The sequence below is a fragment of the Namhaeicola litoreus genome (genome assembly GCF_042679565.1).
GTDB lineage: Bacteria > Bacteroidota > Bacteroidia > Flavobacteriales > Flavobacteriaceae > Namhaeicola > Namhaeicola litoreus.
In genome coordinates this window covers 1,492,564-1,514,204 of sequence record NZ_JBHTMY010000003.1, presented here as the reverse complement: position 1 = coordinate 1,514,204, position 21,641 = coordinate 1,492,564, and the positions used below count along the sequence as shown (strand labels likewise).

The window sequence follows — 21,641 nt, the reverse complement described above, 5'->3', positions numbered from 1 at the left end:
ACCTATCAGCGCCGATGGTACTGCCAATGGTGGGAGAGTAGGTCATTGCCTTTCTTTGAAAAACCCGATTCATAAGAATCGGGTTTTTTGTTTTGAACATGGTACAATTCGGAAATTCTCTTTGATATTCATTTCTTTCCCGTACAATCCCAAGCAAAATTATATTCGTTATATTTATTCTTTAATCTATTATAAAATGAAGAATAAATTTATCCTTGCCTTATTACTGGCACCAATATTTTACAGTTACGGACAAAATCCCAATCGAAGAATTGAAGAATTAGGGATTGTGCTTCCTGAGGTAACAAAGCCTATAGCCAATTATGTGAAGTGGAAACACGTCGGGAACACATTATATTTAGCCGGAGCAGGACCGGATGTCTACGGTAAGTTAGGTAAAGATTTGACAATTGACCAAGGTTATCAGGCAGCTCGGGAAACTGGAATTGAAATTTTGGCTATTTTAAAACAGGCCACAGGAGATCTCAATCGAGTTAAGCAGTTTGTAAAAGTTCGGGGAATGGTGAACTGTACCGATGATTTTTATGACCATCCTAAAGTAATCAATGGTTTTTCTGATCTAATGGTTGATGTTTTTGGTGAAAAGGGAAAACATGCCAGAGCTGCCGTAGGCCATAATTCATTACCCAATAATATTGCGGTCGAAATTGAAGTAATCGTTGAACTTGAATAATCTGTATAGCAAATCAATTTAGTAAAGTCTGGATTTTATCAAAAATCTAATCTATTCAATTCACTATCTTTATTACTTTTATCATTTCCAGTTTAACTCTGGTAATCCTTAACCTAACACTTTTTTTATACAAATTATGACTGATAAAATTACTTGCCCTAATTGTGGACATCAATTTGATGTTGAAGAAGCATTGTCCGGTAAATTCGAGGCGCATTATAAGGCTGAATTCGAAAAGAAAATGACTGAACAAGGGAAGAGATTACAACAAGAAAAGGACAAGTTAGAGGAAGAAAAAAAGATATTAGATCGTTTAAAAGAGCAACAAGAAGATGTTTTGAAAGCTCAATTGAATAAGGCACTCGAACAGGAATCGATCAAAATAAGAAAAAGAGCGATGGAGTATTATGAGGAAAAGATGAAATCCTTGGAACAAGAGAATGATAAAAGAAAACAAGAAAATAAATTACTGAAAGAAAAAGAAGTTTCTTTAATGAGAAAAGAAGCTGATTTGAAAGAAAAACAAGAAGAGCTTCAACTCAACGTGGAAAAGCAACTTTTGGAAAGACAAAAAGAAATTGAGGAAAAGGCCAGAGCCAAAGAAAGAGATAGTTTTGAATTAGAGAAAATAAAGCTGCTTAAACAAATTGAGGACAACAAAAAATTGGCCGAAGAAATGAAGCGAAAAGCCGAGCAGGGTTCCATGCAGTTGCAAGGAGAAGTGCAAGAGTTGGCACTGGAAGAACTTTTAATGCGAACTTATCCATTTGATAAAATTTCTGAGGTTCCAAAGGGAATCAGAGGCGCGGATTGTATACAGTATGTCGTCAATTCTTTACAACAGAATTGTGGATCTATTGTTTATGAAAGCAAACGTACTAAGAATTTTGCGAATGATTGGATAGATAAACTCAAACAAGATCAGGTCACTTGTAAGGCGGATGTCGCTATATTGGTTACAGAAACGATGCCTTCTGATATGGACCGTTTTGGTGAGAAAAATGGCGTTTGGATATGTGGTTATCACGAAGTAAAAAGTCTTTCTTTTGTTTTGCGAGAAATGCTTATCAAAACTTACGCTGCCAAATTATCACAAGAAAACAAAGGTGATAAAATGGAATTGCTCTATCATTATTTGACGTCGAACGAATTTGTTCAAAATATTAAGCGAATTGTAGAAAATTATGATGGCATGATCGATCAATTGAATTCAGAGAAAAAAGCTATGCATAGAATTTGGGCAACTCGTGAAAAACAGATTTGGGTGGTTCAGAAGAATATTTCCGCACTTTTTGGAAGTATAAAAGGCATCGCAGGTAACGAGCTGGAAACTTCAAATGTATTGGAGTTGCCAGATAAAACCATAGAGTCCTAAATTTTTTAAATGGTTATATGGATTATTATAGATCGATATTCTTAGTTTTATTTTTTATAAGTCTGATTTCATGTTCTGAGGGTAAGGATGAAGTAGACCAACCCCTTATAATGATTGAGAAAAAAATGACATTTCGGGGAGCAGATTTGTCTGCTTATCCGCAAATAGCGTCGCGAAATCTCAATTTTCTAAATCATAACAGTGATGTTGAAGATTTTTTATCGATACTAAAGAAAAGTGGTGTCAATATCATAAGGTTAAAGCTTTGGGTGAACCCAACAGATCGTGTGGCTAGTTTATCCGAGGTAGAAGATTTTTCGACCCACATAAGGTCAAAAGGTTATCAAATTTGGCTAACACTGCATTATTCAGATACATGGGCCGATCCGGGACATCAGGAGAAACCTAAGGCTTGGCAAAATATTTCTTATGAGCAGCTGAAAGATTCTGTGAGAGAGTATACAAAAAAAGTTGTAGCTACCCTTAGACCAGAAATTATTCAAATTGGGAATGAAATTAATAATGGATTCCTTTTTCCTGATGGCAATTTGCATAGCAATGAAATTCAGTGTATTGAATTGTTACAAATAGCTTCTGAGGCAGTAAGGCAGACTAATGCTGCTTCTAAAATTATGATCCACTATGCAGGACATAGCGGTTCTAATTCTTTTTTTCAAAAAATGGCAAATGTAGATTACGATTTCATAGGTCTATCCTATTATCCAATTTGGCATGGAAAAGATCTTAATACTTTAGCTGGCCGAATGAATGAACTCTCGAATAGTTTTGGTAAGCAGCTTTTGATTGCAGAAACGGCTTACCCTTTTACTTTAGGATGGAATGATTACACAAATAATATTGTTGGGCTCGAGAGTCAGATTATCCTTCCTGATTTTCCTCCGACAGGATTGGGACAAGCTAATTTTTTTAAAGCATTGTATACAAAAATTTTAGAGGTAGAGGATGGTATTGGAATTTGTTATTGGGGAGGAGAACTGGTTGCATTCGATGGACCTACCTCTCAAAATGGATCTCCATGGGAAAACCAGGCTCTTTTTGATTTCACTCTCAAGTCACTTCCAATTTTAAAAGAATTTAATCCTCAAAAATAAATCGATTTTGTATTGATTACTTAACGATATTTGGAAAATATTCCTAAAGTTTTACATTGAATAATTTATTGGCTGAGACTCAAAAATTTGAGGTCTTAATTCAGGGTCTAATTGACCAGAAATTTGGATTTATTGATCAATTCTTGGATGAGAGCATTATTTCAGGATTAAGGTTTAACTTGATCAATTACTATGAAAATAATCAAATGAATCCTGCTGGTATTGGAAAAAAGTTTGATTATCAGAAAAATACCGAGGTAAGAGGAGATCTAATTAAATGGATAAACAATAACACGACAGACTTTTTTGAAAAAGCCTTTTTAGATCAAGTACAAAATTTCATCAATCATCTTAATTCTACCTGTTATACTTCCATCAACGATTTTGAGTTTCATTACGCCATATATGATGTGGGGAGTTTTTACAAAAGGCACCTCGATCAATTCAAAACAGACAGAGGAAGAAAATTTAGCCTTGTCACTTATTTAAATGACGATTGGAAAAAATCTGATGGCGGGAATCTTAGCCTCTATTTAGAAGATGAAAAAATTGAAAATGTATTTCCTTATGGCGGCAGGTCTATTTTTTTTAAAAGTGATGAATTAGAGCATGAAGTCCATCCTTCCCATAACAGAAAAAGATTCAGCATAGCAGGTTGGTTAAAAACAACCTAAAAAGTATATCTTTATTTTTATAAAATTTCTTCTTATGCAAAAAGTAATCTTTCTTTTACTGTTTATTACTGTTCTTATTTCTTGTAAAAACGAAAGTAATTCGGCAGATAATAATTCTATTTATATTTCTTTCGACTCTTCTTTAGGTGATGATAATCTCCAGGGTAGGTTATTGCTGATGTTTTCTAATAATGATGAAAAAGAGCCTAGATTTCAGATAAATGACGGATTACAAACGCAATTGATCTTTGGCATGAATGTAGATATTTTCAAACCGAAAGAGAGTCAGTTATTTGATCAAAACGCATTTGGTTATCCCGTATCAAGTATCAAAGATATTAAGCCAGGAATTTATTATGTGCAGGCTTTGCTCCACGTATATGAAGATTTTCAACTTTCTACCGGACATACGGTGAAATTACCTATGGATAATGGAGAAGGCCAGCAATGGAATTTATCTCCTGGAAATCTTTACAGCAAACCAATTAAAATTGAAGTGACAAATGAAGGCATTAAAGACCTTGAAATCGTAATGACGGAGAAAATTGAGCCTTTGGAAGAGCCTAAAGATACAGAATGGATCAAGCATGTGAAAATGAAGTCGGAGAAACTTTCTTCTTTTTGGGGTAGAGATATATTTTTAGGGGCTCATGTTCTTTTACCAAAAGATTTTGAAAAGCATCCGGAGGCCAAATACCCGATCATGATTTTTCATGGTCATTTCCCTTCAGATTTTGGTGGCTTTAGAACAACACCCCCTGACCCTAATTTGGAACCTGATTTTGCAGAAAGGTTTAATGTAAAAGGGTACAATATTATCCAACAACAAGAGGCTTATGATTTTTATAAGCGATGGAACGAACCCGATTTTCCAAGATTTATCATTATTGAAATTCAGCACCCCACTCCTTATTACGATGATTCATATGCCGTAAATTCTGCCTCCCAAGGCCCTTATGGAGATGCAATTACGTATGAACTAATACCATTTATAGAAGAAAAATTTCGTGGTTTAGGAGAAGGCTGGGCAAGATTTCTCTATGGAGGCTCCACTGGTGGTTGGGAAGCACTGGCTGTTCAAGTGATGTATCCTGAAGAATATAATGGTTGTTTTGCCGCTTGTCCTGACCCTATTGATTTTAGGGCCTATTGTTTGAATAATATTTATGAGGACAAAAATGCCTATTATTATGAAAGCGACTTTAACACGATAGAAATTCCTGCGAAAAGATATTATTTAGGTCAGATTAGTTCAACCGTAAAACGAGCCAATCATTTTGAATTGGTTTTGGGTGATCACTCGAGATCTGGTCAGCAGTGGGATATTTGGGAAGCAACTTATTCACCGCAGGGGGAAGATGGATATCCTCAAAGAATTTGGGACAAAATGACAGGAGAAATTAATTCAGAGGTGGCTAAGTATTGGAAAGAGAATTACGATTTGCGTTATATTTTAGAGAGAGACTGGGATAAATTAGGAGAAAAGTTAAGAGGTAAAATTCATATTTATTGTGGTGATATGGATAATTATTATCTTAATAATGCCGTCTATTTAATGGAAGATTTTCTAGAATCAACAACCAATCCCTATTACGAAGGGGAAGTGGATTACGGTGATAGAGCTGAGCATTGCTGGAATGGAGACCAAGAAAATCCAAATTATATTAGCCGTTTAAGATATAATTCAATGTATGTTCCAAAAATCATGGAAAGAATTGCAAAAACGGCCCCAAAAGATGCAGATTTAATGAGTTGGAGATATAAATAGCAAACTAATTTTTTTCAGAAGGAGTATAAAAAATTATGTAATTGTATTATATTTATCTGAAAATCAACAATTAAAGTTAATTATTGATAAAAATGAGTCAACACCTAAATCTGTGGGATATGAAAAAATCGATTAAATTTTTTGGAAAATTATTGCTCATTGTTGTAGTTCTTATTCTTTTTGCAGGCCTTTATATTCAACTAAGAGGTATTCCTTCCTATAAAACTGAAAAAATAGAATTCGTTGTTCAGAGTACACCCGAATCAATTGCAAGAGGAGAAAAGTTAGCTAAAGTTTTATGTGCGAACTGTCATTTTAATGAAGAAACAGGACAATTAACCGGTAAATTTATGCGAGATGCACCAGAAGAATTTGGAAAGATATATTCTGCCAATATTACAAAAGATGAAACCCATGGAATTGGCACTTGGACAGATAGTGAAATTGTCTATTTGTTGAGAACGGGCATTAAAAGAGATGGAAAATACGCTCCACCCTATATGGCTAAATTACCTACAATGGCAGATGATGATATCAATGCCATTGTATCTTTTCTTCGTTCAGATCATTCATATGTTCGAGCTAATGCCACACCTAGTATTCCGGTTGAACCTTCATTTCTGACAAAGGTTTTATCAAATACAGTTTTTAAACCATTTCCGTTTCCAGAACAAAAAATACCTATGCCCGACGAGAATAACCCCATAGAATTAGGCAAATATCTCGCTCATAATTTGGATTGTTTCTCTTGTCATTCTGCTGATTTTAAAACGAATGATTTCTTGGAGCCAGAAAAAAGCCCTGGCTATTTTGGAGGAGGGAACGAGTTACTAAATATGGAGGGCCAAGTTATACACTCATCAAATCTCACACCGGACAAGGAGACCGGAATAGGAAAATGGTCTAAAGAAAAATTTAGGAATGCTCTGAAATCTGGTATTGTAGAAGGAGAAATTGCATTGAGATATCCGATGGTTCCATACGTAAATTTGACAGACAATGAAATTGATGCCATTTATACATATTTGCAATCTTTACCAGCCATTGAGAATAAAGTACCCCGGTGATTCGAAAAAAATCAATTAGGTTATCCTTTTTTTTTACATTTTCTTTGCGTTTAAATGAAAAACGCATTCTTATTGATCATCCTTATGTATGGCCATTTTGCTCTAGCGCAGGTTGGGGGAGAGCGTGTTTTTAGTTTTTTAAATATTCCCGTTTCAGCCAGACAAGCTGCATTGGGTGGTGACATTTATACCATGAATGAGGATGTGAATCAACCATTGTGGAATCCTGCGAGTATCAATCGGTTGATTGACAATCAGTTAGGCGTAAATTATATCAATTATCTGGGTGATTTAAATATGGGTTCAGTAACTTTTGCTCATTTAGTAAATAGAAGATTTGGCGTATTACATGGAGGAATTCAATATTTGGACTATGGCGATTTTATAGGTGCAGATGAATCAGGGTTGGAAACAGGAGATTTTGGCGCGAGAGATATTGCCATTTCAATTGGGTATTCCTATCAAATACCCTTTTCGGCCTTTTATTTAGGAGGAAATTTAAAATACCTCAATTCGAAAATTGAAAACTATAATTCTTCCGGACTAGCAGCTGATTTTGGTATTTATTATTATGATGATACAAAACCTTATAGTTTTGCTGCAGTTATTCGAAATTTAGGATATCAAATTACTGTTTTTGATGAAATAAGAGAGGAGTTGCCTCTCGAAATCGCCATAGCCTCCAGCTACCAATTACAAGATGTGCCATTAAAATGGTATCTCACCATAAATAGCTTGCAAAGCTGGTATATTGCAGAGCCCAACCCTTCAAATAGTTCGAGTAATTTGGATGGAGAAACGACGAATGAAACGATTAATTTCTTTGATCAAGCCATAAGGCATTTGGTAGTAGGTGCAGAGTTTTTTCCCGAAGGAGCATTCAGTTTGAGATTTGGGTATAATTTTAGAAGAGCGGCAGAACTAAATTTAACAGAGGCCAGAACTTTTGCCGGATTTAGCGCCGGTTTTGGTTTAACAACAGGAAGGCTTACATTTGAATATGCATTTACAAAATACCATCCAGTAACAAATTCAAACACATTTTCATTACTAATCGATTTAAATAGGAGAAGATTTTAAGATGAGTAAAAAAGTAATCATAGCCATAGATGGCTATTCATCAACAGGAAAAAGTACCATCGCAAAATTACTGGCGAAAGAGTTGGGTTATATCTACGTTGATACAGGGGCTATGTATAGGGCTGTTGCGCTTTATGCCAGACGAAAAGGTTGGATAAATGAAAATACCCTAAATATTGATAAAATAGTTGAAGGGTTAGATGGAATAGATCTCAACTTTATTTTTAATTCTGACCTAGGATTTTCAGAAATGTATTTAAATGGTGAAAATGTTGAAAACGAAATTAGAACGTTGGAAATTTCGAATTTGGTAAGTAGAATTTCTACGATTCCTGAAGTGCGTAAAAAGCTGGTAAATTATCAGAAGAAATTAGGTGAAAATAAAGGTTTGGTGATGGATGGTCGCGATATTGGGTCGGTTGTATTTCCAGATGCTGAAATCAAATTATTTTTAAGTGCAAAGCCTGAAGTTAGGGCGGGTAGAAGGTTTAAGGAAATGACCGAAAAAAACGAAGATGTTTCGTTTGAAGAAGTGTTAGAAAATGTAGTGATGCGTGATGAATTAGATTCTACAAGAAAAATTTCTCCTTTAATAAAGGCCAACGACGCTATCGAGATAGATAATTCACAAATGAAAAAGGATGAACAATTTCATTACATTTTGAAACTAGTACAAGATAAAATTGAAAAACTCAATTGAAATCTTAAGGTATATTCAAATATTTATGGGTTTGTAAAGATATTTTCCATTTAGGATTTTTCATCACATAATCAACGATCAAAGGAGTCATTTTCTCTCGATTACTCCATTCGGGCTGTAAGAAAAGTGTGCAATTTCCGTTCACCTTATTCGCTTGATCTTCTGCGAATTTAAAATCATTTTTATTGTAAACAATTACTTTTAGCTCATCTGCTCTGTCGTAAACCTCTTGTAAGGGTAATTTGTTTTTTTTAGGCGAAAGGCAAATCCAATTCCAAACACCAGAAAGCGTATAGGCTCCTGAGGTTTCTATATGGGTTTTAATATTTCGACTTTGTAAATTTTTTGTTATAAAATCTAAATTCCACATGAGTGGTTCACCTCCGGTTATAACTACTGTATCTGAGTATTTTATAGCGTTTTCAATAATTTTTTCAGTAGCAGTAGCGGGGTGCAATTTGGCATTCCAACTTTCTTTGACATCGCACCAATGGCAGCCTACATCGCAACCCCCAATTCTTATAAAATAGGCCGCTTTACCCGTATGTGCACCCTCTCCTTGTATGGTGTAAAATTCCTCCATCAATGGGAGCATCTTTCCAACATTAATCAACTCTTGTATTTTGGCTTCCAAATTTTAATTTTTTGCAAAGATATTTAAACTAGAACAATTTTTATCTTTTGTGGTTTTAAACTATTTTTATCAAAAATATCGATATGGCAAGAAGAGATGATTTTATCACTCAGATCAATCAAGGTTATCAAATGAAAGGAGAGTCGATTGTGCTTGGGGCAGCCATGCTCGATGGGGAACCGATCAAAGAGGCCTTTGTAAAAATCCCTTTAAAAACGATTAACAGGCATGGTCTTATTGCCGGGGCAACAGGAACAGGAAAAACAAAATCATTACAAGTTTTTGCTGAGAACTTATCAGATAACGGTATTCCCGTATTGTTGATGGATGTAAAAGGAGATTTAAGTGGTATCGCAAAACCTGGTACTGAAAATGAACATATTACTAAACGACATGCCCAAATAGGCTTGTCTTATGAGCCCAAGGGATTTCCTGTCGAAATTTTAAGTTTATCCGAACAAAAGGGAGTAAGATTAAGAGCTACTGTTTCAGAATTTGGACCTACATTACTTTCCAGAATTCTTGATCTAACTGATGTTCAAACAGGTATTGTGGCGATTGTTTTTCAATATTGTGATGATGAAAAATTACCGCTTTTGGATTTAGACGATTTCAAAAAAGTCTTACAATACGCAACAAATGATGGAAAAGAAGAATTTGAGGAGAAATATGGAAGAATTTCAACTGCTTCTACCGGTTCTATTTTAAGAAAGATCGTAGAGCTAGAACAACAAGGTGGAGATTTATTTTTTGGAGAGAAATCTTTTGAAGTAAATGATTTGGTTCGAATTGATGAAAAGGGGAGAGGAGTAATATCGATACTTCGTCTCACAGATATTCAGGATCAACCAAAGTTGTTTTCAACTTTTATGCTTCAATTATTAGCAGAAATTTATAATTCAATTCCTGAAATAGGAGATGCAGAAAGACCAGAATTAGTCATTTTTATCGATGAGGCACACCTGGTTTTTGAAAATGCTACAAAAACTTTACTAGACCAAATTGAGAGTATTATTAAGTTAATTCGTTCAAAAGGTATTGGTATCTATTTTGTTACGCAAAACCCTAAAGATATACCATCCGATGTTTTATCTCAACTCGGAATAAAAATTCAACATGCATTGCGTGCTTTTACTGCTAATGACAGAAAAGGTATTAAATTAGCAGCCCAGAATTATCCTATTTCTGATTTTTATGAAGTAGATCAGGAATTGACAAGATTGGGAACCGGTGAAGCCCTGGTAACAGTGTTAAATGAAAAAGGAATGCCAACACCATTGGCCAGAACTTTATTGCGTGCACCAATGAGCAGAATGGACGTTCTGACTGATAAGGAATTAGACGGACTGGTTTCTAGTTCTAAATTGGTTAGCAAGTATAACGAGGCAATCAATCGCGAAAGTGCCTATGAAATATTGAATAAGAAAATTGCAAATACACCAACTGAAAAGAGCTCAAGAGGTAAGACAAAAAACAGTAAATCTGGTATGGATCCATTGATAAAAGTTGTGACGAGTGCTACTTTTGTTAGAGGCGTATTTGGAATTTTAAATAAAATGATGAAGAAATAAAAATAGCTATATATGACAAGAAAACTACTTCTATTATTAATGACCGTTGTGCTTTGGCAATGTGGAAAAGAAAAGGAATTTGTAATTTCCAAAGACCAGGTAGGGCCAATTACCAAAACCTCTTCAAAAGAGGATATTTTGAGTTTTTTTAAGAATGATTCCATTGTAATGCTTCCTCCTGATAGAGATTTTGCAAATGAATTTGTGATTTATGACGATGAAGGAAAGCACCTATTGTCTGTTTATCCAAGAATTCCAAAGGATTCTCTGAACTATATTGAAAGAGTGCAAATTTATTCTCCTAAATTTAAAACGGAGAAAGGAATCTCTGTAGCTTCAAATTACGGCGATGTAGCCTCTAATTATTCTTTTACTAAAATTGACCCTACATTTACTTCTGCGATTATTTATGTAGATGAAATTAATGGATCTATTGTTTTGGAAAAAAGTGATTTAGGATTGTCTGAAGACAATTTAGACCCTATTTCAAAAGACCAAATACCGGATTTGGCCAGTATCAAATATATTTCGATTTGGTTTGAATAACGAAATGATGATTTTTTGTTTAAAAGGAGCTTTTTAAAGGCTCCTTTTTTTATTTGTTATACCTAAATCTGTTCTAAAATATTTCAATTGATAGTTATAAATTGTTTAATTTTAAGGTAGAATTTATCTTACATGAATACAGAAACTGTCATTTCATGGCATTATCAAATATGTTTATTTATTGTCATTTTTGGGCTTACTTCCATATCGTGCCGTCAGAAGGAAAAAGAAATATTTCCTGAAAAAAGAGATATCATAGAATCTGTTTACAGTTCTGTCATTGTAGAACCGGATAGTCTATACCAGGCTTATAGTTCTGTTGCAGGGATCTGCGAAAAGTTTTTTGTAGAAGAAGGTAGTTTGGTAAAAATAAGTGATCCTATTGCGCAGATTAGAAATAATACGCCAAAATTAAATGAAGAAAATGCTAAGTTAGTATTAGAAATGGCACGAGAAAATTACAAAGGAAGCAGTGCTATTTTATCTGACTTACTCAAAGAAATTGATGCAGCCAGATTACAATTAAATAATGATTCTATTAACTTTTTTAGGCAACAAAAGCTTTGGAGTCAGCAAGTTGGATCAAAAATTGAACTAGATTCTAGGAAACTTAAATATGAATTATCGAGAAATAACTTGAATTTATTAGAACAGAGATATCAAAGAACAAAATTTGAATTAGAAACTTCTTATAAGCAAGCACAAAACAACCTAGAATCAGCCGTTTATAATTCAAAAGATTTTACTGTCACAAGTGAAATTCAAGGTAAAGTATATGCGATTCATAAAAAGGAAGGAGAAATAGTAAATTCGATGGAGCCCCTGGCATCAATTGGAAAAGATTCTTCATTTGTTTTAAAACTTCAGATCGATGAAGTAGATATTGTAAAAATGTCAAAAAACCAGGAAGTTTTGATCACCTTAGATGCCTATGATGGTGAGTTGTATAAGGGTAAAATTAAAAAAATTTATCCTCAAAAAGAGCTAAAATCAAATGCTTTTATTGTTGACGCTATTTTCGATAATCCACCAAAAGTTCTTTATCCTGGATTGTCTGGCGAGGCAAATGTGATCATCAGAAAAAAGGAGAACGCACTTACTATTCCAAGAGATTTTCTTTTAGAAAACAATCAAGTTCTTACAAGAAATGGTTTAGTTGATGTTCAAACAGGTTTAAGAAATATCGATTTTGTTGAGATTTTATCAGGTTTAAATGATGAAACCGCCATTATAAAATCTGAGTAATGGTAGATTGGAAAATCATCTTACCCATTGCCAGAACTCATTTGTTTTCAAAGATCAAACAAACGACGATTGCTGCCCTAGGAGTTACTTTTGGGATAGCTGCCTACATTACGTTGGTAAGCTTTATGACCGGTTTGAATGAGATGTTAGACGGTTTGGTTTTAAACAGAACCCCTCATGTTCATATATACAATGAAATTAAGCCAACGAAAATACAGCCAATCGATATTCTCACAGGGACTGAAAATTCCATGAAGATAGTTCATTCTATTAAACCTAAATTAAGCGAAAAGAAAATCTATAATGCACTGCCCATCTTACAATATTTAGAAGAGAAAAAGGAAGTGAAAGCAGCAATTCCTCAAGTAAATACACAGATTTTTTACAAAGCAGGCTCTATTGATTTGGGAGGTACACTTAGTGGTATCATGCCCATTAAAGAAGCGGATTATTTTCAGTTTGGAGATTATATAATAAGTGGAAGCGTAAAAGATTTAATTAAAAATGATATAGGAATTTTAATTGGTGCAGGAATCTCTAAAAAAATGTCGCTTGATATAGGAGATAGAGTTCAAATCAGCACAATTAACGGAGATCCTTTTTATCTCAAAATTGTAGGGATTTATCAAAGCGGCATAGCAGAAATTGATAATGTACAAAGTTTTGTAAATTTAAGAACGGCTCAAAAGATGTTGCAAGAATCATCAAATTACATTACGGATATCAATGTAAAGATGTATGATATTGAAAAGTCAGAACATTTGTCAAAGCAAATTGAAAAGCAATTTAATGTGACAGCGATTGATGTAAAAACAGCAAATGCACAATTTGAAACTGGAACAAATATTAGAAATATAATTACTTACGCTGTTTCAGTAGCCCTGTTAATTGTGGCGGGTTTTGGAATTTATAATATTTTAAATATGGTGATTTACGAAAAAATGAATGATATCGCTATTTTAAAAGCAATTGGTTTTTCCGGAAAGGATGTGCAAATGATTTTTATGAGCCAAGCGGTTATTATTGGTTTGGTTGGTGGCATTTTAGGTTTAATTATCGGTTTTGTGATGTCGCGAATTATTGATCGAATTCCCTTTGAAACAGAGGCACTTCCAACGATTAAAACTTTCCCGGTTAATTTTCGGGTTTTGTATTACATTATAGGATTTAGTTTTGCTTTAATTTCTACCTTTTTTGCCGGCTATTTTCCTTCGCGAAAAGCAAAAAAAGTTGATCCGATCAAAATTATCAGAGGGCAATAAAAATGGAAAAAATCTTAGAGGCCAGGCATATAGATAAATACTTTAAAAAGCCCAATAAATTTCATGTTTTAAAGGATATCAATTTTTTTATTGAAAAAGGTGAATTTGCATCGATCATGGGGAAGTCAGGTTGCGGAAAATCAACTTTACTCTACATATTATCTACTATGGATACAGATTATTCTGGAGAATTATTGATTCAAAATGATTTGGTTACAGGTAGAAATTCAAATGAATTAGCGAGAATAAGAAACAAACATATTGGTTTTGTATTTCAGTTTCACTATTTGCTTCCCGAATTTAGTGTTTTAGAGAATGTAATGATTCCTGCAAAAAAATTGGGAGAGTATTCTTCAGAACAAATCAGAGAAAATGCCTTGAAGAAATTACGAAATCTAGGTATAGAGAAATTGGCAGACAAAAAGGCATTTAATATTTCGGGTGGAGAAAAACAGAGAGTTGCCATTGCGCGTGCGCTAATCAATGACCCGCTTATCATTATGGGAGACGAACCTACTGGAAATCTAGACTCTTATAATTCTGATAAAGTATTTAATGAGTTTAGAAAATTATCGAGTGAGCAGGGATTATCTTTGTTGGTAGTAACACATGATGAAGACTTTGCAAAAAACACAGATCGGATTATTACCATGGAAGATGGTAAAATCTTAAATTCAAATTAATCTTTACAAATGAAAAAATATAATATACAACGTGAACCCTTTTTAGTTCCCACAGATGACGGTAAGGTTATTGAAGAACATTTTGGTATGGCCAGTATTCCAGGGGATTTGAGTATTGCAAAAATGATAGCACCACCGGGATGGTCTGAGCCTTTTCAGATACCAGAATTTGATGAATATACATATATAATTAAGGGGAAAAAGCAATTTATCATAGGGAATGAAACTGTAGTTTTAGGAGAAGGAGAATCGATAAGAATAAAAGCCGGAGTGAGAATTCAGTATTCAAACCCATTTTTAGAACCCTGCGAATATATTTCTGTTTGCTATCCAGCTTTTACAATCGACAAAGTGAATAGAGAAGAAAATTAAGCATATTTTAAAATCTATTTTTTATCAATTTTACTTGTGTTCTGAGAGAATATGAATAGTCATAAATGGTTATATTTGGCAATTCAAATGATAATTTATCGATGGTTCGAAATCTTAAAAATTATTTAGTCATAACATTAAAGGGCATTGCAATGGGAGCAGCTGACGTAGTGCCTGGTGTATCTGGTGGAACTATCGCTTTCGTAGCAGGAATTTATGAGGAACTGATCGATACAATTAGCAAAATAAATTTTGGTGCTATTAGAATTTTAAAAAAGAAAGGTTTTATTCAAGCCTGGAAGCATATCAATGGTAATTTTTTATTGGCACTTGGGATCGGTATTTTTATAAGTATTCTCTCTCTGGCTAAAGTGATAAAATATTTGATAGAAAATGAAGCGGTTTTAGTTTGGTCATTTTTTTTTGGGCTGGTATTAGCCAGTGTTTTTTATATTGGAAAGCAAATTCAAAGATGGAATTTAGGTTTGATCATTATCTTGTTAGCTGGAGCAATAGCGGCATTTTATATTACAAAAATCCCACCTCAACAAACAGAAATCACTAATATATTTATTTTTTTTTCAGGCGCATTGGCAATTTGTGCCATGATTTTGCCGGGTATTTCCGGCAGCTTCATTTTGTTATTATTGGGAGCCTACAAACCGGTATTAGATGCGATTCATGACAAAAATTACAATTTGTTGTTTTTTCTTGGTCTAGGAGCGGTAATTGGTTTGCTCAGCTTTTCTAAACTGCTCAAATGGCTATTCGATCATTATGAAAGGTTGACACTTGCTGTTTTAACTGGATTTATCATAGGCTCTTTAAATAAAATCTGGCCTTGGAAAAAAGTTTTAGATTATGAAATGATTGATGGGAAGATGAAGGTTTTAAGAGAAGAAAGTGTATCGCCATTTGCCTTTGAAGGTGATAACCGCTTACTGTTAGCTATAGGTTTGTTTTTGATAGGAATGGGTTCTATTTTTTTACTCGAGCAATTGGCAAAAAAGAAAAAAGTATAAATGGAAAACACCAGAACACTTTCTGACAGAGTACTTTTATTTATTAAAGGTGTGGCCATGGGAGCAGCGAACAAGGTTCCAGGGGTTTCAGGAGGCATGGTGGCATTTGTAACCGGATTCTATGAAGAATTGATCTATTCATTGCAAAAGATCAATAAAAAAGCGTTTAAATTACTTTTTGATGGTCGGTTTAAAAGTTTTTACCAATACATCAACGGACGCTTTTTAGTGCTTGTTTTCGCCGGTAGTGTTTTTAGCTATTTTAGTGTTTCCAGAGTTTTAGATTATTTCCTTAGACATCACGAATTATATGTTTGGAGTACTTTTTTTGGAATGATTATAGGCTCCATCTATTACATCTTAAAAGATTTTAAGGATTGGTCTTGGAAAAATATAATCTTTATTTTTTCGGGTATTTTATTAGGTCTTGCCATTAGTTTTATGGATCCGGCAACAGAAAATGATCAACTCTGGTTCGTATTTCTATGTGGGGTAATTGGTGTTAGCGGAATGACTTTACCAGGCTTATCAGGTTCGTTTATCCTTATTTTATTGGGAAATTATGTGCTTCTTTTGGTCGATTCGGTCAATGAACTATTTAGAATTTTGGTCGATATTGTTCAATTTGATTTTTCGTTTATTCATGATGAAGTGCGTATGCATTACTTAAAAATCATCGCCTTTTTCACACTGGGTTCACTAACAGGATTAATCGTGATTTCTCATATTGTGGGATATTTACTCAAAAGATGGCATCAACCCGTTATTGCCGTAATTATTGGTTTTATAACAGGATCTTTGGGTATTGTATGGCCATGGAAAGAAGTTGTTTATAAATTTAATGAGCAAGGAGAGAAAATGTATGATAGCCAGGGTGACCTTGTTATCGAAAATTATCAAAGATATTGGCCAGACTTCAGCCAGCAATCGACTTGGATGGCTATCGGCTTCATTATATTTGGCATAATTATATTGTTAGTTCTTGAATGGTATGGAAAGCGCCATGACGAAAAAAAATTGCTAAAGCGGCAATCACAAATGTAATATTTATGGAAAATGATCTTATTGATATAAAAAAAGCGGAATATTTATTTGGTTTATTGGGCAGGCAAATAAGTTATTCTTTTTCGAAAGGATATTTTAATGAAAAGTTCAAAAAGAATGCTTTGAAAGGTTACTATTATACCAATTTTGATCTAGATATAATTGATGATTTACCTCCTTTATTAGATTCTTTACCGAATTTGAAGGGTTTTAATGTCACGATTCCTTACAAGGAGAAAGTAATGCCATTTTTGGATGAAATAGATGAAGAAGCTTTAGCCATTGGAGCAGTAAATACGGTAAAATTTTTGGAGGGAAATAAACTTAAAGGTTTCAATACTGATGTTTATGGATTTGAATATTCTATTTTGCCATTCATCAAACCTATGCATAAAAAAGCGCTTATACTGGGCACTGGTGGAGCATCAAAAGCAGTATCATATGCTTTAGATAAACTTGGAATTGAGCATAAGTATGTCTCCAGAGAGGCATCAAGAGACAATTCAATTCGTTATTCTGAATTAACGAAAGAAATTGTTAACGATCACTTTATTGTTGTGAATTGCAGCCCGGTTGGGACTTTTCCTGATATCAATGCTTGTCCCAATTTCCCTTATAATTTTGTAACGAAAAATCATTTATTCTTCGATCTAATTTATAACCCTTCGGAAACACTGTTTCTTAAAAAAGCAAAGTTTTATGGAGCGCAGATAAAAAATGGAGAAGAGATGTTAGAATTGCAGGCTGAAAAGGCTTGGGAAATATGGAATTACTAAAATTTTGAGTAAATTGCGCAACGCCATTTGGTATTTTACATCTGTAAGGTATAATTTGAGAATCACCATTTAAAATAGGATACTTAAATATTATTGGCAAATTTGAACTTAAACTTGTTTTACAATGTTAGAAAATAAAGACCCTAAACTTCCTGAAGAAAAATCTTCAAATGACGATCAGACTAAAGATAATTCTTTACATGAAGTTGATAAGGTGGTTGACAAAGAAACAACTGAAAAAGAGTCTGTTGAGGAATCCGTTTTAGAGGAAGAAACCACACTTGAAAAGGTTGAAGAAGCTGTTGAAAAAATAAAAGAAATCATTGATGAGCCTATTGTACAAATGACTTCTGAAAAACCCAAAGAAAATTTAAATGATAAAATTGAGGAAGCTGAAAATTCTGATGAATCAGTTAAATCAAATGCAGTAGTAAATGAAGTCGAAGAAAAAACAGAAGTAGCTCAAAAGCAGAAAAAGGCAAAGTCTGAAAATGAAGGGAAACAGGAACCGCTAGACTTTTCAAAATTAACCATGGAAGACTTGCTTGTTGAGTTTGAAAACATTTTATATAGATCCCCAATTAATGAGGTAAAAAAATATTATTTCGAATTTAAGAAAACATTTGATGCTAAATTCAGGGCTTTCGTTGAGGAAGAAAAAGCCAAATTTATAGAAGGAGGAGGGGATGAAATAGATTTCCATTACAGTTCTCCATTAAAATCAAAGTTTAACTCGTTAGTAAATAGTTTTAAGAAAAAAAGACAAGAGGCTTATTTGGCAATTGAAGCAGAACAAAAGGAAAATCTTGTCAAAAAAACTGAATTAATCGAGCGCTTAAAGGATTTAATTGACAATGCAGAGCCAGCTTCTATGTATAAAGATTTTAAAGATCTTCAAGCAGAGTGGCGCAGTATTGGACAAATTCCGAAGGCAAATTATAATGATATTTGGCAGACTTATCAGCATCATGTAGAGAGGTTTTACGATTTGCTTCATCTATCCAATGAATTTAAAGATCTGGATTTTAAGCATAATTTAGAAGAAAAGAGCAAGTTGGTAGAAAGAGCTGAAGCTTTGGCGCAACAAAAGGATGTAGATAAAGCCTTTAGAGAATTACAGGTATTGCACAGGCTTTGGAAAGAAGAGATTGGACCGGTAGCGAGAGAATACAGAGAAGAAATATGGCATAAGTTCAGTGAAGCAACAAAAAAAATCCACGAAAAAAGACATGAATTTCAAAAAGTAATTGATGAACAATTAGAAAAGAATGTCGATTTAAAATTTGAAGTGATTAAAAAAATTGAGGAAATTGATCTTGGCAAATTAGAATCTCGCGTTGCTTGGCAAGAAGCTATTAAAAAAGTAGAAGCCCTTAGAAAAGAATTTTTGGCTATTGGAAGGGTAACCAGAGCGAGAAACGAAGAGGTGTGGTCTGCTTTTAAAAGTGCTACTAGAAATTTCAATAAGGAAAAAAATAATTACTTTAAATCGATCAAAGGCGAGCAACTGGATAATCTCAAAAAGAAAATGCAGTTAATTGAACAGGCAGAATCACTTAAAGATAGTGAAGACTGGAAAACTGTAACCGATGTGTTTAAGAAGATTCAAGCAGATTGGAAAAAAATTGGGCATGTACCGAGAAAAGACTCTGACAAAATTTGGAAAAGATTTAAAGCTGCATGTAACCATTTCTTTGACAGGTTGCATCAAAAGCAAGAAGGTATAAACAGCGAACAAAGTGAAATAATTGATCAGAAAAAAGAATTACTCGGAAACTTTAAAGAAGAAATAAAGCAAGAAGAGAATATTGATTTAGACGCAGTGAATACTTTTGTTGAAGAATGGAGGAATTTGGGTGAAGTACCAGGAAACATGGGCCATTTAAATACTAAATTTAACAAAACCCTAGATTCAGCTTATAAAAAATTGGATCTCGATGAAGATGAGTCTAGTTTCTTGAAGTTTAAAAATATCGTTGATTCATATGCCGCCCAAAATGATGGAAGGAAATTAGAGTCTGAGCATCATTTTGTTCGAAAAAAATGTGATGAATTAACTAGAGAAATAAAACAGTTGGAAAACAATATGAGTTTTATTTCTAATGCATCTCAAGACAATCCGTTAATTCAGAATGTGTTAAATAATATCGAGAATTACAAAAGCGAACTTAAAGTTTGGCAGAGAAAACTCAAATATCTCAATGCTTTAGACTACTAATAAAATCCCGCTTTACTGCGGGATTTTTATTTACATGAGGTTAGTTTCAGTGAAAGAACATCTGAAATAGTTTTATATTTGTGGCAATCAAAAATATTGGAATATGTCAGATGATAAGAAAGTAATCTTTTCAATGTCCGGTGTAAGTAAAACTTATCCGGGAGCAAATAAACAGGTTTTAAAGAATATTTATCTCTCCTTTTTTTATGGAGCTAAGATTGGGATTTTAGGTTTAAACGGGTCTGGAAAATCTACTTTGCTTCGCATAATTGCCGGATTAGATAAGAACCATCAGGGAAATGTGGTTTTTTCTCCTAACTATTCGGTAGATTATTTATCACAAGAACCTGAATTAGACGAAAATAAAACAGTGATTGAGGTAGTAAAAGAAGGGGTGGCAGGAACTGTTGCAATATTAGATGAGTACAACAAAATAAATGATATGTTTGGCTTGGAGGAAGTTTATTCAAATCCTGATAAAATGGATAAACTAATGGCAAAACAGGCAGAACTTCAGGATAAGATAGACGCTTTAAATGCATGGGAATTGGATACTCAATTAGAAATAGCGATGGATGCATTAAGAACGCCAGATGGAGATGCCTTGATCAAGAATTTATCTGGTGGAGAGCGAAGAAGAGTGGCACTTTGCAGGATCTTGTTAAAACAACCAGATGTGCTTTTATTAGATGAGCCGACTAACCATTTGGATGCAGAATCAGTACAATGGTTAGAACATCATTTGGCACAATATCAAGGAACAGTAATCGCTGTAACCCACGACCGTTATTTTTTAGATAATGTCGCAGGATGGATTCTTGAGTTGGATAGAGGAGAAGGAATCCCTTTTAAAGGAAATTATTCTTCTTGGTTAGAGCAGAAATCGGCGAGATTAGCACAGGAAGAAAAAGTAGCGTCAAAAAGGCAAAAAACTTTACAGCGTGAGTTGGAATGGGTGAGAATGGCACCGAAAGGCAGGCATGCAAAATCAAAAGCACGTTTGTCAAATTATGATAAATTGATAAACGAAGATCAAAAACAAAAAGAAGAAAAGTTAGAATTATATATTCCAAATGGCCCCCGTTTAGGGAATAATGTGATCAATGCAGTGGGAGTTTCTAAAGCATTTGGAGATAAGTTATTGTATGAAAGCCTGAATTTTAATCTTCCTCCAAATGGTATTGTTGGGATTATTGGCCCTAATGGTGCCGGAAAAACTACAATATTTAAAATGATTATGGGAGAAGAAACCGCGGATAAAGGTGTATTTGAGGTGGGTGAAACTGCTAATATTGCCTACGTAGATCAGCAACATTCTAATATCGATCCGGATAAATCTATTTGGGAAAATTTTGCTCAAGGCCAAGAAACTATCCTAATGGGCGGTAAGGAGATCAACTCAAGGGCTTATTTAGGAAGGTTTAACTTTAGTGGATCAGAGCAAAATAAAAAAGTGAGTACATTGTCAGGTGGTGAAAGAAACCGTTTGCATTTAGCTATGACTTTAAGAGAAGAAGGAAATGTTTTACTCCTGGATGAACCTACCAATGATTTGGACGTAAATACCTTGCGTGCTTTAGAAGAAGGGCTCGAGAATTTTGCAGGATGTGCAGTTATTATTTCACATGACCGTTGGTTTTTAGATAGAATCTGTACACATATTTTAGCCTTTGAAGGAGATTCTCAAGTGTATTATTTTGAAGGAAGTTTTTCAGAATACGAAGAGAATAAGAAGAAAAGATTGGGTGGAGATTTAGTTCCGAAGAGAATTAAATATAAAAAACTGGTGAGGTAAGAA

20 protein-coding genes are annotated in these 21,641 nt (G+C 34.0%); 19 read left to right on the top strand and 1 reads right to left on the bottom strand.

Annotated elements, in window-relative coordinates; genetic code table 11:
- The first annotated feature begins 196 nt into the window (after positions 1 to 196).
- The 8 genes from ACFQ39_RS13930 to cmk all read left to right on the top strand — a co-directional run bounded on the left by ACFQ39_RS13930 (position 197) and on the right by cmk (position 8,470).
- Positions 197 to 694, top strand: a complete 498-nt coding sequence (locus ACFQ39_RS13930) for a RidA family protein (RefSeq protein WP_377179969.1) — start codon at positions 197 to 199, stop codon at positions 692 to 694.
- A gap of 136 nt (positions 695 to 830) precedes the next feature.
- Entirely contained in the window at positions 831 to 2,069 is a 1,239-nt protein-coding gene (locus ACFQ39_RS13925) for a DUF2130 domain-containing protein (RefSeq protein ID WP_377179967.1), read from the top strand.
- 17 nt (positions 2,070 to 2,086) lie between these two features.
- Positions 2,087 to 3,181, top strand: coding sequence for a glycoside hydrolase family 53 protein (locus ACFQ39_RS13920; RefSeq protein ID WP_377179965.1), 1,095 nt, complete (start codon positions 2,087 to 2,089; stop codon positions 3,179 to 3,181).
- A 56-nt stretch (positions 3,182 to 3,237) separates the two neighbouring features.
- Complete coding sequence (locus tag ACFQ39_RS13915; RefSeq protein WP_377179963.1) at positions 3,238 to 3,855, top strand: 2OG-Fe(II) oxygenase; 618 nt, start codon at positions 3,238 to 3,240, stop codon at positions 3,853 to 3,855.
- A 34-nt stretch (positions 3,856 to 3,889) separates the two neighbouring features.
- A complete protein-coding gene (locus ACFQ39_RS13910) occupies positions 3,890 to 5,623 on the top strand; it encodes an alpha/beta hydrolase-fold protein (RefSeq protein ID WP_377179961.1) in 1,734 nt (577 codons plus the stop codon).
- Positions 5,624 to 5,742: 119 nt separating this feature from the next.
- The gene (locus tag ACFQ39_RS13905; RefSeq protein WP_377179959.1) at positions 5,743 to 6,690 is read left to right on the top strand and encodes a c-type cytochrome; all 948 of its coding nucleotides are present in this window, start codon (positions 5,743 to 5,745) and stop codon (positions 6,688 to 6,690) included.
- A gap of 54 nt (positions 6,691 to 6,744) precedes the next feature.
- Positions 6,745 to 7,770: a type IX secretion system protein PorQ gene (gene porQ, locus ACFQ39_RS13900; RefSeq protein WP_377179957.1), complete on the top strand. Its 1,026-nt coding sequence runs from the start codon at positions 6,745 to 6,747 to the stop codon at positions 7,768 to 7,770.
- Position 7,771: 1 nt separating this feature from the next.
- Positions 7,772 to 8,470, top strand: a complete 699-nt coding sequence (gene cmk / locus ACFQ39_RS13895; protein WP_377179955.1) for a (d)CMP kinase — start codon at positions 7,772 to 7,774, stop codon at positions 8,468 to 8,470.
- Between the two features lie 4 nt (positions 8,471 to 8,474).
- On the opposite strand, the gene ACFQ39_RS13890 is transcribed toward cmk, so the two are convergent.
- A complete protein-coding gene (locus tag ACFQ39_RS13890; protein ID WP_377180033.1) occupies positions 8,475 to 9,065 on the bottom strand; it encodes a 7-carboxy-7-deazaguanine synthase QueE in 591 nt (196 codons plus the stop codon).
- A gap of 122 nt (positions 9,066 to 9,187) precedes the next feature.
- On the opposite strand from ACFQ39_RS13890, the gene ACFQ39_RS13885 reads away from it, so the two are divergent.
- The 11 genes from ACFQ39_RS13885 to ettA all read left to right on the top strand — a co-directional run bounded on the left by ACFQ39_RS13885 (position 9,188) and on the right by ettA (position 21,638).
- Positions 9,188 to 10,675 (top strand): helicase HerA-like domain-containing protein, encoded by a 1,488-nt coding sequence (locus ACFQ39_RS13885; protein ID WP_377179953.1) that lies wholly within the window; start codon positions 9,188 to 9,190, stop codon positions 10,673 to 10,675.
- A 12-nt stretch (positions 10,676 to 10,687) separates the two neighbouring features.
- On the top strand, positions 10,688 to 11,221 hold the full coding sequence (locus ACFQ39_RS13880) for a hypothetical protein (RefSeq protein WP_377179951.1): 534 nt from the start codon (positions 10,688 to 10,690) through the stop codon (positions 11,219 to 11,221).
- A gap of 132 nt (positions 11,222 to 11,353) precedes the next feature.
- The gene (locus ACFQ39_RS13875) at positions 11,354 to 12,466 is read left to right on the top strand and encodes an efflux RND transporter periplasmic adaptor subunit (protein WP_377179949.1); all 1,113 of its coding nucleotides are present in this window, start codon (positions 11,354 to 11,356) and stop codon (positions 12,464 to 12,466) included.
- Complete coding sequence (locus ACFQ39_RS13870; RefSeq protein WP_377179947.1) at positions 12,466 to 13,728, top strand: ABC transporter permease; 1,263 nt, start codon at positions 12,466 to 12,468, stop codon at positions 13,726 to 13,728. The genes ACFQ39_RS13875 and ACFQ39_RS13870 overlap by 1 nt, the downstream gene beginning before the upstream one ends.
- Positions 13,729 to 13,730: 2 nt before the next feature.
- Entirely contained in the window at positions 13,731 to 14,411 is a 681-nt protein-coding gene (locus tag ACFQ39_RS13865; RefSeq protein WP_377179945.1) for an ABC transporter ATP-binding protein, read from the top strand.
- Between the two features lie 9 nt (positions 14,412 to 14,420).
- Positions 14,421 to 14,783: a cupin domain-containing protein gene (locus ACFQ39_RS13860; RefSeq protein WP_377179943.1), complete on the top strand. Its 363-nt coding sequence runs from the start codon at positions 14,421 to 14,423 to the stop codon at positions 14,781 to 14,783.
- A 65-nt stretch (positions 14,784 to 14,848) separates the two neighbouring features.
- Entirely contained in the window at positions 14,849 to 15,805 is a 957-nt protein-coding gene (locus ACFQ39_RS13855) for a DUF368 domain-containing protein (RefSeq protein ID WP_377179941.1), read from the top strand.
- The gene (locus tag ACFQ39_RS13850; RefSeq protein ID WP_377179939.1) at positions 15,806 to 16,849 is read left to right on the top strand and encodes a DUF368 domain-containing protein; all 1,044 of its coding nucleotides are present in this window, start codon (positions 15,806 to 15,808) and stop codon (positions 16,847 to 16,849) included. It begins immediately after the preceding gene.
- Positions 16,850 to 16,854: 5 nt separating this feature from the next.
- Complete coding sequence (locus ACFQ39_RS13845; protein ID WP_377179937.1) at positions 16,855 to 17,625, top strand: shikimate dehydrogenase family protein; 771 nt, start codon at positions 16,855 to 16,857, stop codon at positions 17,623 to 17,625.
- 124 nt (positions 17,626 to 17,749) lie between these two features.
- The gene (locus tag ACFQ39_RS13840) at positions 17,750 to 19,843 is read left to right on the top strand and encodes a DUF349 domain-containing protein (protein ID WP_377179935.1); all 2,094 of its coding nucleotides are present in this window, start codon (positions 17,750 to 17,752) and stop codon (positions 19,841 to 19,843) included.
- A gap of 103 nt (positions 19,844 to 19,946) precedes the next feature.
- The gene (ettA, locus tag ACFQ39_RS13835; RefSeq protein ID WP_377179932.1) at positions 19,947 to 21,638 is read left to right on the top strand and encodes an energy-dependent translational throttle protein EttA; all 1,692 of its coding nucleotides are present in this window, start codon (positions 19,947 to 19,949) and stop codon (positions 21,636 to 21,638) included.
- Positions 21,639 to 21,641: the final 3 nt, after the last annotated feature.